This window comes from Microbacterium sp. NPDC057741, from assembly GCF_042798735.1.
GTDB lineage: Bacteria > Actinomycetota > Actinomycetes > Actinomycetales > Microbacteriaceae > Microbacterium.
The window spans coordinates 494,039-506,250 of the sequence record NZ_JBHVJW010000003.1 but is presented as its reverse complement, the minus strand read 5'-3'; the positions used below and the strand labels follow the sequence as shown (position 1 = coordinate 506,250).

9 protein-coding genes are annotated in these 12,212 nt (G+C 69.9%); 1 reads left to right on the top strand and 8 read right to left on the bottom strand.

Annotated elements, in window-relative coordinates; genetic code table 11:
• Window positions 1-51: 51 nt before the first annotated feature.
• Window positions 52-2,268, bottom strand: coding sequence for an NADP-dependent isocitrate dehydrogenase (locus tag ACFVDO_RS13310; protein WP_378859357.1), 2,217 nt, complete (start codon window positions 2,266-2,268; stop codon window positions 52-54).
• Between the two features lie 121 nt (window positions 2,269-2,389).
• Between ACFVDO_RS13310 and ACFVDO_RS13305 the strand changes: the two genes are divergently transcribed.
• The gene (locus tag ACFVDO_RS13305) at window positions 2,390-2,848 is read left to right on the top strand and encodes a GNAT family N-acetyltransferase (RefSeq protein ID WP_378859356.1); all 459 of its coding nucleotides are present in this window, start codon (window positions 2,390-2,392) and stop codon (window positions 2,846-2,848) included.
• 112 nt (window positions 2,849-2,960) lie between these two features.
• On the opposite strand, the gene ACFVDO_RS13300 is transcribed toward ACFVDO_RS13305, so the two are convergent.
• The 7 genes from ACFVDO_RS13300 to purN all read right to left on the bottom strand — a co-directional run bounded on the left by ACFVDO_RS13300 (window position 2,961) and on the right by purN (window position 12,209).
• Window positions 2,961-3,707 (bottom strand): hypothetical protein, encoded by a 747-nt coding sequence (locus ACFVDO_RS13300; RefSeq protein ID WP_378859355.1) that lies wholly within the window; start codon window positions 3,705-3,707, stop codon window positions 2,961-2,963.
• 92 nt (window positions 3,708-3,799) lie between these two features.
• Window positions 3,800-5,608 (bottom strand): ABC transporter ATP-binding protein, encoded by a 1,809-nt coding sequence (locus tag ACFVDO_RS13295; RefSeq protein ID WP_378859354.1) that lies wholly within the window; start codon window positions 5,606-5,608, stop codon window positions 3,800-3,802.
• Complete coding sequence (locus ACFVDO_RS13290; RefSeq protein ID WP_378859353.1) at window positions 5,605-7,491, bottom strand: ABC transporter ATP-binding protein; 1,887 nt, start codon at window positions 7,489-7,491, stop codon at window positions 5,605-5,607. The genes ACFVDO_RS13295 and ACFVDO_RS13290 overlap by 4 nt, the downstream gene beginning before the upstream one ends.
• A gap of 337 nt (window positions 7,492-7,828) precedes the next feature.
• Window positions 7,829-8,323 carry a methylated-DNA--[protein]-cysteine S-methyltransferase gene (locus ACFVDO_RS13285; protein WP_378859352.1) on the bottom strand — a complete coding sequence of 165 codons (495 nt, stop codon included), beginning with the start codon at window positions 8,321-8,323 and terminating at the stop codon, window positions 7,829-7,831.
• Window positions 8,320-9,810: a DNA-3-methyladenine glycosylase 2 family protein gene (locus ACFVDO_RS13280; protein ID WP_378859351.1), complete on the bottom strand. Its 1,491-nt coding sequence runs from the start codon at window positions 9,808-9,810 to the stop codon at window positions 8,320-8,322. The genes ACFVDO_RS13285 and ACFVDO_RS13280 overlap by 4 nt, the downstream gene beginning before the upstream one ends.
• Window positions 9,811-9,973: 163 nt before the next feature.
• A complete protein-coding gene (gene purH, locus ACFVDO_RS13275; protein ID WP_378859350.1) occupies window positions 9,974-11,581 on the bottom strand; it encodes a bifunctional phosphoribosylaminoimidazolecarboxamide formyltransferase/IMP cyclohydrolase in 1,608 nt (535 codons plus the stop codon).
• A 46-nt stretch (window positions 11,582-11,627) separates the two neighbouring features.
• The gene (purN, locus tag ACFVDO_RS13270; RefSeq protein ID WP_378859349.1) at window positions 11,628-12,209 is read right to left on the bottom strand and encodes a phosphoribosylglycinamide formyltransferase; all 582 of its coding nucleotides are present in this window, start codon (window positions 12,207-12,209) and stop codon (window positions 11,628-11,630) included.
• Window positions 12,210-12,212 lie beyond the last annotated feature (3 nt).

The following is a 12,212-nucleotide window of genomic DNA, read 5'->3' as shown; positions in this document are numbered from 1 at the left end:
GGCCCGGCATCCTCTCGGATGCCGGGCCGCAGCGTTTCTGCTGTGCGGTGCTCAGATCGCGTCGATCACGGTGTTCAGCGTCGCGGACGGGCGCATCACGGCGGCGACCTTCGCAGCGTCGGGCCGGTAGTAGCCGCCGATGTCGGCGGGCGAGCCCTGCGCGGCGTTCAGCTCGGCGACGATGGCCTGCTCGTCGGCCGCCAGCTTCTCGGCCACCGGAGCGAACGCGGCCGCCAGTTCGGCGTCCTTCGTCTGCTTCGCCAGCTCCTGCGCCCAGTACAGGGCCAGGTAGAAGTGGCTGCCCCGGTTGTCGATCGTGCCGAGCGCTCGGCCGGGCGAACGGTCCTCCTCGAGGAACGTGCCGGTGGCGGCGTCCAGCGTCTCGGCAAGGATGCGGGCCTTCTCGTTGCCCTCTGCGTCGGCGAAGTGCTCGAGCGAGGCGGCGAGGGCGAAGAACTCGCCCAGCGAGTCCCAGCGCAGGTAGTTCTCCTGCACCAGCTGCTGGACGTGCTTCGGAGCCGAGCCACCCGCACCGGTCTCGAACAGGCCGCCGCCGGCGAGCAGCGGGACGATCGAGAGCATCTTGGCGCTGGTTCCGACCTCGAGGATCGGGAACAGGTCGGTCAGGTAGTCGCGCAGCACGTTGCCGGTCACCGAGATGGTGTCCAGACCGTGACGCATGCGGGCCAGCGTGTAGCGGGTCGCCTCCTCGGGGGCGAGGATCGTCAGCGTCAGGCCGTGGGTGTCGAGTGTCGCGAGGCCCTGGTGCACCTTGGCGATGATCTGCGCGTCGTGCGAGCGGTTCGCGTCCAGCCAGAACACGGCGGGGACGCCGGTCGCGCGGGCGCGGGTGACGGCGAGCTTGACCCAGTCCATGACCGGGATGTGCTTGGTCTGCGTGGCGCGCCAGATGTCGCCCTTGCCGACCTCGTGCTCGATGAGCACGGTGCCCTCGCTGTCGAGCACCTGCACGATGCCGTCCGCGGCGATCTCGAAGGTCTTGTCGTGGCTGCCGTACTCCTCGGCCGCCTGAGCCATCAGACCCACGTTCGGCACGGTGCCGATGGTGGCGGGGTCGAGCGGGCCGTTCGCGATCACGTCGTCGATCACGGCCTGGTAGACGCCGGAGTAGGACGAGTCGGGGATGACGGCCAGAGTGTCTGCCTCGCCGCCGTCCTTGCCCCAGAGCTTGCCGCCGTTGCGGACCAGCGCCGGCATGGAAGCATCCACGATCACGTCGCTGGGGACGTGCAGGTTGGTGATGCCCTTGTCGGAGTTCACGTACGACAGGCGCGGCCCCTCGGCGATCGCCCGCTCGAACGCGGCGGCGATCTCTTCGCCGCCCACGACGCCGGACAGGCCGTTCAGGATCGAGCCGAGGCCGTCGTTGGCGCTGAGGCCGGCGGCGGTGAGCTGCTCGCCGTACTGCGCGAAGACGTCCTTGAAGAAGGCCTTGACGACGTGACCGAAGATGATCGGGTCGCTGACCTTCATCATCGTGGCCTTGAGGTGCACCGAGTAGAGCACGTCGTCGGCTTTGGCCGTCTCGAGCGTCTCGGCGAGGAAGGCGTCCAATGCCTTCGCAGACAGGAACGTGGCGTCGATGATCTCGCGCGGCAGGACCTTCAGGCCCTCCTTGAGCACGGTGACGGTGCCGTCGGCGGCCGTGTGGCGGAAGCTGAGGACGTCGTCGTGGGCGGCGACCCAGGAGCGCTCGTTGTTCTTGAAGTCGTCGTGGCCCATGGTCGCGACCCGGGTCTTCGAGCCGTCCGCGAACGGCTTGTTGCGGTGCGGGTGCTTCTTGGCGTAGTTCTTCACCGCGAGCGGCGCGCGGCGGTCGCTGTTGCCCTCGCGCAGCACCGGGTTCACGGCGGAGCCCTTGATGCGGTCGTAGCGGGCTCGCACATCCTTCTCGTCGAGCGAGGAGGGCTCGTCCGGATAGTCCGGCACGTCGTAGCCCTGCTGCTGCAGCTCGGCGATCGCAGCCTTCAGCTGCGGGATCGAGGCCGAGATGTTCGGCAGCTTGATGATGTTCGCCTCCGGCAGGGTGGCGAGACCGCCGAGCTCGGCGAGCGCGTCGCCGACCTGCTGCTCGGGCGTGAGCTTCTGCGGGAACGCGGCCAGGATGCGGCCGGCCAGCGAGATGTCGCGCGTCTCGATCTCGACGCCGGCCTTGCCGGTGAAGGCGGAGATGATCGGCAGGAACGATGCGGTGGCAAGTGCCGGCGCCTCGTCCGTGTACGTGTAGATGATGGTGGAGTCAGTCACCGCATGCCTCTTCGTTCGTCACGGGTATGGGTCGATTCAGCTTACCCTGCGCGCGAAGATCTCTTGATATCGAGATATCTTCATCTGCCGAGCAGTCCGCGAAAGGGACTAGCCTGGGGTCATGTCGGAACTGAGCCTGGTCGAACTCTCTGCCGCGACGATCGTCGCGGTCAACAACCTGTCCCTCAAGCCCGGACAGGAGCAGTTCCTCGCGCCTGTCTCGTACGGCATCGCAGCAACCGTCATCAACCCGCAGACCTCGTGGCAGCGCGTGGTCCTCGATGACGATCAGGTCGTCGGTTTCGTGAGCGCGAGCTTCGACCCGGACGCTCCTGAGGAGCACTTCCGCAGCATTCTGTGGCGGATCAACGTCGACGCCGACGACCAGGGTCGCGGCGTCGGGCGGTTCGCCGTCGAAGCGCTCCTCGCAGAAGCGCGGAACCGTGGCGTGGATCACCTCGACGTGATCTATGAAGCCGGAGACGGGGGCCCGGAGGCGTTCTTCCGCCGGGTGGGCTTCCTTCCCGTCGGCGAGACCGAGTACTCCGAGGTCATCGCCGAGATCCGGATCGCCGACTAGAACGGCGGCGGGGCCTCGAATCCCCTCCCCCATCGAGGCCTCGTCGCCCCCTTTGCCTGAGAGCGCTCCCGCGCGCCCGGATTCAGGGGACAGCAGTGCGAGGGAGGCAGCGTCAGCGGGGGTCCTCGTGGCGGCGAGCGGTGCGGTCCGTGACCGAGCGGATCGCCTCCGCACCCAGTTCGATGACCTGGTGGGCGGTGTCCTGCCAGGCGGGGCGCGGCTCGCGCACCGCCCCGGCGGCGCGCTCGGCATCGACGAACGCGCGCTCCAGCTCGGTCACCGCGTCGCGGTAGGCCGCGAACTCGGCAGGCGTCACGCGCTTCGCATCCGCCGCAGGACGGGTGTCGCGCGCATGCTGCTGGGCGGTGAGGAACGCCGAGGTCGCCGGAGCCTTGACATCGCTCATCTGCGGGAACGCGATCGCCCGCGCAGGGTCGGTCTCGTACTCCATCCATCGCACGTTGAGCGCGTCGTGCGCTGCCCAGAGCCGCTCCAGCGGATCGCCGGGTGCGGCGAGCTCCGCGCGGGATGCCGCGACACGGGCACGTCGGGCGCGCACCAGAGCGGATGCCGCCTTCGCGCGCTGCTCCGCCTCCCGCAGCGCGCGTCGGGCGCGGGTGACCTCGACATCCGCGGTCCGTCCCGCGCTGCGCTCGGCGTTCGCGTGAGCGAGCTCGGCTCTTGCCGCCTTCAGCGCGGCGGTCGTCGCGACGGCGCTGGTGCGGGCCTCGGCCAGCTGCATCCGCGCGGCGTCGAAGCCGAGGCGCTTGCGGCGACGCCCGCCGCTGCGCGCGCCGATCACAGCCGCCGCCGTCCCGCCTGCCGCCACCGGCACCACCCACCAGAGTTCGAGGAACATGTCCACTCCCTCATGCTATGCCGCACGGCCGACTCCGCGCCTGCCGGATGCCGCACGGGGTGGGGCGCACTCGCCCCACCCCGTGTCGTGCATCAGACCAGCGTCTCCTGCCATGCCGCATGCAGCTGGGCGAACTTGCCGGTGCCTCCGATCAGAGCGGCTGGCGTGTCGTCCTCGATGATGCGGCCGTGCTCCATCACCAGCACGCGGTCGGCGATCGCGACCGTCGACAGACGGTGCGCGATGATGATCGCGGTGCGGTCTGCGAGCAGCGTCTGCAGCGCGTCCTGGATCAGCCGCTCCGACGGGATGTCCAGCGAGGCGGTCGCCTCGTCGAGGATCAGCACCGCCGGGTCGGCGAGGAAGGCGCGCGCGAAGGAGATCAGCTGACGCTGCCCCGCCGAGACGCGGCCACCGCGCTTGTTCACGTCGGTGGAGTACCCGTCGGGCAGCGACGAGATGAACTCATCCGCACCCACGGCCCGCGCCGCGGCCCGGATCTCGTCGAGCGTCGCATCCGGCTTGCCGAGTGCGATGTTGTCGGCGACCGTGCCGCTGAACAGGTAGGCCTCCTGCGTGACCATCACGATCGCGCGACGGAGATCCTTCGGGTGCAGCATCCGCAGGTCGACGCCGTCCAGCGTGACCTGCCCCTTGGTCGGGTCGTAGAACCGCGACACCAGCTTGGCCAGCGTGGATTTGCCGGCACCGGTGGTGCCGACCAGCGCGATCGTCTGCCCGGCGGGGATGTCCAGCGAGAAGTTCGGCAGGATCGTCTTCTCGCCGTTGTACCCGAAGGTCACCTCGTCGAAGCGGATGCCGCCGCGCGACTCCCACAGGTCGACCGGCTTGGCGGGGTCGGGCACTGTGGGCACCTCGTCGAGCACGCCTGACACCTTCTCCAGTGCGGCCGTGGCGGACTGGTAGGAGTTCAGGAACATCGCGATCTCCTGCATCGGTGCGAAGAAGTTGCGCACGTACAGCACCGCACTCAGCAGCACGCCGACGCCGAGAGCACCTGTCGAGACCCGGATGCCGCCCCACAGCACCACGAACGTGGTGGTGAGTGCCGCGACCGCCATGAGCCCCGGCTCGAAGGTGCCGAACAGCACCATCGAGCGACGGTTCACATCGCGGTAGTCGCCGGCGAGCTTCTGGAAGGTCTCGTCGTTGCGCGGCTCCTTGCGGAACGACTTCACGGCGCGGATGCCGGTCATCGTCTCGACGAACTGCACGATCACCTTCGCGCTGATCACGCGCGACTCGCGGTACACCAGCTGCGAGCGCTGGTAGAACCAGCGCATCAGGAACGCCAGCGGGATGCCGGCGACCAGCAGGATCATGCCGGACTGCCAGTCCCACACCAGCAGCGCGATGAACGTGAAGAGGCCGAACAGCACGCCGGAGACGAGGTTGTTCAGACCTCCGTCGAGCAGTTCGCGGATCGAGTCCAGGTCGCTCGTCTGGCGCGAGATGATGCGGCCCGAGGTGTACGACTCGTGGAACTCGAGGCTGAGCCGCTGGGTGTGCAGGAAGATGCGCTTGCGCAGGTCGAGCAGCACCGCCTGGGTGATGCGCGCGGCGACGACGACGTACCAGCCGATCAGTGCGGCGGCGGTGGCGCCGGCCAGCAGATACACCCCGCTGATCATCAGCGCCGGCATCCAGTCGTTCTGCTCGAGCAGCACCGGCAGCGCCTTGTCGATCGCGACGCCGATGAGGATCGGCCCGATGACCTGCAGGGCCGTGGAGACGACGAGCACGATCGCGGCGAGCACGATCTGCGCACGCAGCGGACTGATCAGCGAGCCGAGCAGGCGCAGCGAGCGCTGCCGGATGGCACGGCTCTCCTCGCGGGTGTAGTTGGAGCGATCCTCGCCCTGGGTGCCCGTGATGGTCATGCCTGCACCTCCTCTTCCTCGGTTGCGGATGCTCTGTCTTCGACCATCTCCTCGGTGATGACCGGGATGGCGCCGGTGCGCGCCGCCTGCTCGGCCTCGAGGCTCGAGATCACGTGGCGGTAGTGCGCGCTGCTCTTCAGCAGCTCGGCGTGCGTGCCGACCGCCGTCACCTTGCCTGCCTCGAGCAGCGCCACGCGGTCGGCGAGCGCGACCGTGGAGGGCCGGTGCGCGACGATCAGTGCCGTCGTCTCGGCGAGGACGTGCCGCAGCGCCTCCTCGACGAGCGCCTCGGTGTCGACGTCGAGTGCCGACAGCGGGTCGTCCAGCACGAGCACCTTCGGGGCGGCCGCGACCGCGCGGGCCAGCGCCAGGCGCTGCCGCTGACCGCCGGAGAGGCTCAGCCCCTCCTCGCCGATGATGGTCTCGGTGCCCTCGGGCAGCGAGTCGACGAAGCCGGCCTGCGCCACGTCGAGGGCCTCGCGCATGACGCGCTCACCCTCTTCGCTGTGCGGGTCGAGGTCGGCTCGGCCGAGCAGCACGTTCTCACGCACGGACGCCGAGAACAGCGTCGCGTCCTCGAAGGCCATGGCGATGTGCCGGCGCAGCTCGGACAGCGGCAGATCGCGCACATCGACGCCGTCGAGCGTGACCCGACCGCCGGTGACGTCGTACAGGCGCGCGGGAAGGGTGGTCAGCGTGGTCTTGCCGCTGCCGGTCAGACCGACCAGCGCCATGGTCTCTCCGGGGCGCAGCACCAGATCGATGCCGTCCAGCAGGTCGCGCTCCGAGGCCCCGGCATCCTGATACCGGAAGTGCGTGCCCTCGAAGGCGAGCTCGCCTCGCGGCTTCTCGATGTGCTTGGGCTTCTCAGGGTCGGTGATGGTGTTCGTCTCCTGGAAGATGTCGAACACGCGGTCTGTCGCGGTGCGGGCATCCAGCATGAACGAGAACAGGAACCCGATCGACTCGATCGGCCAGCGCAGCACGGTCGCCATCGCGAAGAACGCGAACAGCTCGGCCGGGCTGATCGCGGCCTGCCAGATCAGCCAGATGCCGGTGATCAGGCTGAGGCCGAAGGCGATCTGCGGCATGAGGTCGAGCCAGAACCAGATGGTCCCGACCGCACGCGCCTTGCTGAGCTCGGTCTCGCGCAGCGTCTCGGCCTGCGAGCTGAAGCGGCGCAGCGCGTGCTTGCCGCGACCGAAGGCCTTGAGCACGCGGATGCCGTGCACGCTCTCCTCGACGCTGGTGGCGAGGTCGCCGGCCTGGTCCTGGCTCTGCCGTGCGAGCACGCCGTAGCGCTTCTCGAACAGGAAGCCCTGGATCCACATCGGCACGCCGGTGACGAGGAAGATCGTGCCCAGCAGCCAGTGCCACTGGAACAGAAGCACGGCGCCGATGATGATGGTCAGCACGTTGACGACGAGCAGGATCAGGCCGAACGCGATCCAGCGCCGGATCAGTCCGATGTCCTGCATCATGCGGCTGAGCAGCTGTCCCGAGCCCCAGCGGTCGTGGAAGGCCACGGGCAGGGTCTGCAGACGAGCGTAGATGTCGGCGCGCATGCGGTACTCGACCTCAGTGGCCGGGGTGAGCACGAACCAGCGGCGCAGCCAGACCATGGCGGCCTCGCCGAGGCCGAGCAGCAGCACGATGCCCGCGCCGCCGACGATGGCAGCGACGTTGCCCGTCGCGATCGGTCCGCTGATGATCTGCTCGAGCACGATCGGAACCATCAGCGCGAGCACCGCGGCGGCGAGCGCGCTGGCGGCACCGCCGGCGAGACGGCCGATGATCGGCTGGATGAAGGGCTTCAGCCGCCACAGCGCGGCGGGTGTGGACAGGGAGGAGGAAGGAGATGTGGAAGTGGGAGACGCAGACATGTGACGTATCGATGATTCTGAGAGGGGGTGGAACGGCGACGATGAGGAGGCGGATGCCAAAGGGCACCCGCCGGTCGGTAGGCGGTGACTGCGGTGTGGACTAGCTCAGACGAGGAGCGTAGACCGAGCCGGGGACATCCGTGACGGCCGGCAGAGCGGTGGTCGTGAACATGGTGTCCTCCTCGAAACTCGGCGATGTCGGCCGATCGGCGCGACAGCCCTCCAGCGTATGCCTGTGAACTTGCTGATGCAAGCGTATTCCCGAACTCGCTCCTTCGTCACCGCCTGCACGCGCAGGAGCCCCTCTGCTGCTGTCAGCAGAGGGGCTCCTGATGATTCAGGCCGCGGCCTCCCGCGCGAGCAGCGCCTGCTTGACCTCGACGCCCCAGGCGAAGCCGCCCATGCTGCCGTCGCCGCGCAGCACCCGGTGGCAGGGTACGAACAGCGCAGGCGCGTTGCGCGCGCACACCGATGCCGCGGCCCGCGCCGCCTGCGGATTGCCGAGCTCGATCGCGAACTCCGTGTAGGTCAGTGGCTCCCCCGGCGCGATCCGGCGCAGCGCGTCCCAGCCGCTGCGCTGACGGTCGGTGCCGAACTGCCGCACCGGCACCGTGTCGATCGCGGCGAGGTCGCCGTCGTAGTACGCCCGGACCGCGGTCGCGGCATCCGTCTCGCCCTCGGTGATCTCCGCGGGGCGGTGCGCCGGCGCGAGGCGTGCGAGGATCTCGTCGCGGGAGTCGGTCCAGCCGGATGCGAGTACGCGCTGCTCGTCGTCGGCGAGGATCGTGAACGGCCCGTCCGGGGTCTGGACTGTCTGGATGGTTGCGGTCATGACTTCTTCTCCTCGGTCTTCTTCGTCATCGTGCGCTTCGCGGGCGCGTTGCGCCACAGGTGCGCGGTGAGATAACTGCGCCACGGTGCGGTGCGCTCCGCCCACAGCGCGAGCGGAGCAGGGTCTGCGGGGAGCCCCGCTGCGGCTCCCCCGGCACGCGCGGCGACATCACCGGGGAGGAACACGTCCGGATCCCCGATCACCCGCATCCGCACGTAGTCGGCGGTCCAGGGGCCGATGCCGGGCATCGCCAGCAGTGCGGCACGCTGCGCCTCGGCGTCGTCGCCGACGCTGAGGGTCAGCTCGCCGCCGGCGAGTGCTGCCGCGGCTCCGGTGATCGCGCGGATGCGAGCGGCGGGACCGCGCAGCACCTCCGCACCGTGCTCGGCGATCGCGGTCATGGTCGGGAACAGGATGCCGCCATCTGCGGTGCGCTCGCCGAGCGCGTCCGCGAGCGCCGTGAGCGCGGTACGGGCGGCGACCACCGTGATCTGCTGTCCCACCATCGCGCGGATCAGCATCTCGTGCGGGTCGACGGCCCCGGGGACCCGGATGCCGGGGACACGGTGCACGAGCGGAACGAGCTCCGGATGCGCGGCGAGCGCGGCATCCACGGCTGCCGGATCGGCGTCCAGATCGAACAGGCGCCTGGACCGCGCGACGAGCGGCGCGAGGTCGCCCAGGCGGGCGAGGCGCGCGCGCAGGTGCAGCCGGGTTCCGTCATGCCGCAGCCGGAACCACGCCGGTCCGCCTGCCAGGCGCAGGTGACGCTCGAAGGATCGCGGTCCGGCCTCCTCGACACCGGGCAGCGCCCGTGCGGCCATCCAGTCGAACAGCCCGTCGAGGTCGATCGGCGCCCGGTACGGCAGCACCAGGTCGATCGTGCCGGGAACGGTCTCGCAGACCGGAGCCGCGCCGGCGCGCCGCCGGGCGCGCAGTTCGGTCGGGGTCATTCCGAACACCTCGCGCACGGTGTCGTTGAACTGGCGCAGGCTGGCGAAGCCGGCCGAGAAGGCGGCGTCCGCGACCGGCAGGTCGGTTCCGACCAGCAGCATCCGCGCGGTGTGCGCACGGTTCGCGCGGGACAGCGCCAGGGGCCCGGCGCCGAGCTCTGCGACCAGCATCCGGTTGAGGTGCCGCGGCGAGTAGCCGAGCCGGCGCGCGAGGCCGGGGACGCCCTCGCGATCGACGACGCCGTCGCCGATCAGGCGCATCGCACGGGCCGCGGCGTCGCCACGAAGGTTCCAGTCCGGCGAGCCGGGGGCCGCCTCCGGCAGGCACCGTTTGCACGCCCGGTAGCCGGCCTCGTGCGCGGCGGCACTGGTCGGGTAGAACGTGACGTTCGCGGGTTTCGGAGTCCGGGCAGGGCAGCTCGGCCGGCAGTAGATGCCGGTCGAGCTGACCGCCGTCACGAACTGTCCGTCGAAGCGGGTGTCCCGCGCGCTGATCGCGCGGTACCGCTCATCGAAGGTCATCGTCAGGGTCATGCCCCTACTCTGACACGCCCCGACGACGATGGCTCGCGGAAATCGGACACGACTGTGCCCATCCGAACAGGTCACGATCACCATGCACATCGCCCCACGGAGGGGCCACGCGCCCCCGAGGCTCAGGGCAGCGCGGAGCGGTGCCCTGAGTAGGGCGTGGGGATCAGTGGAAGAAGTGGCGCTCCCCGGTGAAGAACATCGTGACGCCGGCCTTGAGGGCCGCGTCGACGACCTCGCCGTCGCGCACCGAGCCGCCGGGCTGCACGATCGCGGTCACGCCCGCGTCGATGAGCACCTGCGCGCCGTCGGCGAAGGGGAAGAACGCGTCGGATGCCGCGACCGACCCGCTCGCGCGGTCACCGGCGCGCTCGACCGCGAGGCGGCACGAGTCGACCCGGTTGACCTGGCCCATGCCGACGCCGACCGTCGCGTTGTCCTTGGCCAGCACGATCGCGTTGGACTTCACGGCGCGGCACGCCTTCCACGCGAAGATGAGGTTCTCCATCGCGGCCTCGTCGGGGCGCTCGCCCGAGACCAGCTCCCAGTTCTTCGCCACGGACGAGATGTCGTCGGGGAAGCGGTCGGCGTCCTGCAGCAGCAGGCCGCCCGACACCAGGCGCACGTCCATGCGCTCCTGCTGCCAGTCCTCGGGCAGCTTCAGCAGCCGCAGGTTCTTCTTCGCCTTGAACACCTCGAGCGCGGCGGGCTCGAAATCGGGGGCCACGATGACCTCCGTGAAGATGTCCTTCAGGTTCTCGGCCATCTTCAGCGTGACGGTGCCGTTCGCCGCGATCACGCCGCCGTAGGCCGACACCGGGTCGCACTCGTGGGCGCGCAGGTGGGCGCTGGCGATCGGGTCGAGGGCGTTCGGCGCGGTGGTGGCGATACCGCAGGGGTTCGCGTGCTTGATGATCGCGACCGAGGGCAGCACCATGTCGTAGGCGGCGCGCAGCGCGGCATCCGCATCGACGTAGTTGTTGTAGGACATCTCCTTGCCCTGCAGCTGCGTGGCCTGTGCGATGCCGTGGCCGCCGGCGCGGGTGTAGATCGCGGCGCGCTGGTGCGAGTTCTCGCCGTAGCGCAGCGTCTCGAGGCGCTCGGCCTTGATCGTCAGGTGCGCGGGCAGGTCCTCACCCTCGCTGAGCGTGCCCTCGGCGAACCAGGTCGCCACGGCGGTGTCGTAGGCGGCGGTGTGAGCGAAGGCGCGGGCGGCGAGTTCGCGGCGCTGCGCCAGCGTGGTGCCGCCGGCACGAACGGACTCGACCACCGCAGGGTACGACTCTGGCGAGACGACGATGGTGACGTTCGCGTGGTTCTTCGCAGCCGCGCGCACCATGGCGGGGCCGCCGATGTCGATCTGCTCGACGATGTCGTCGCCCTCCGCACCGGATGCCACGGTCTCGACGAACGGGTACAGGTTGACCACGACCAGCTCGAAGGGCTCGATGCCGAGCTCCTGCAGCTGACGCTCGTGGTCTTCGAGGCGCAGGTCGGCGAGCACGGCGCCGTGGATCTTCGGGTGCAGCGTCTTGACGCGGCCGTCGAGCATCTCGGCGACGCCGGTGACCGCGGCGACATCGGTCACGGCGTGGCCGGCCTCACGGATGGTGGCAGCGGTGGATCCGGTCGAGACGATCTCGACACCGGCCTCGGCCAGCGCGGCGGCGAGCTCGAGCAGGCCGGACTTGTCGCTGACGGAGACGAGAGCACGGCGGATCTGGACCGTGTCGCGGTGGCGGTAGAGCGAGGGATCCTGACGGGGGCCGGCCATGGTGATGCTCCTTGGAATGCGGTGTCGGGCTTCGGGGGGGGGTGGTTCAGGACGTGAGTGCGAGCTCGCCGGTGGCGATGCGCTGCACCACTTCGATGAGCAGCCGGCGCTCCACGGGCTTGATGCGCTCGTGCAGGCTGTGCTCGGTGTCGCCCGGAAGCACGGCGACGCGCTCCTGGGCGAGGATCGGTCCGGAGTCGACCCCGTCGTCGACGACGATCACGCTGGCCCCGGTCTCTGAGACACCCGCGGCGAGCGCGTCGCGCACACCGTGGGCGCCGGGGAACTCGGGCAGGTAGGCCGGATGCGTGTTGATGATGCGGGGCGCGTACTGCGCGACCAGCGCGGAGGGCAGCAGCCGCATGAGGCCGCTGAGCACGATCAGGTCGGGCGACCAGACCGCCAGCTGGCGTCCGAGCTCCGCTCCCCAGGCATCGCGGTTCTCGTGCTCGTGCCACGGCACGGTGAAGGTGGGGATGCCGAACTCCTCGGCGTGCGCGAGGCCGTCGGCATCGCGATCGGCGCCCACGACGACCACCCGAGCCGGGAAGTCGGGGTGGCGGGCGGCTTCGAGCAGGGCACGGAGATTCGAGCCGGTGCCCGAGATCAGAACAGCGACCGTCAGCACGCG

Coding starts and splice junctions, on each gene's coding strand:
- ACFVDO_RS13305 (WP_378859356.1), top strand. CDS start 2,390: ATGTCGGAACTGAGCCTGGTCGAACTCTCTGCCGCGACGATCGTCGCG.
- ACFVDO_RS13300 (WP_378859355.1), bottom strand. CDS start 3,707: ATGTTCCTCGAACTCTGGTGGGTGGTGCCGGTGGCGGCAGGCGGGACG.
- ACFVDO_RS13295 (WP_378859354.1), bottom strand. CDS start 5,608: ATGACCATCACGGGCACCCAGGGCGAGGATCGCTCCAACTACACCCGC.
- ACFVDO_RS13290 (WP_378859353.1), bottom strand. CDS start 7,491: ATGTCTGCGTCTCCCACTTCCACATCTCCTTCCTCCTCCCTGTCCACA.
- ACFVDO_RS13285 (WP_378859352.1), bottom strand. CDS start 8,323: ATGACCGCAACCATCCAGACAGTCCAGACCCCGGACGGGCCGTTCACG.
- ACFVDO_RS13280 (WP_378859351.1), bottom strand. CDS start 9,810: ATGACCCTGACGATGACCTTCGATGAGCGGTACCGCGCGATCAGCGCG.
- purH (WP_378859350.1), bottom strand. CDS start 11,581: ATGGCCGGCCCCCGTCAGGATCCCTCGCTCTACCGCCACCGCGACACG.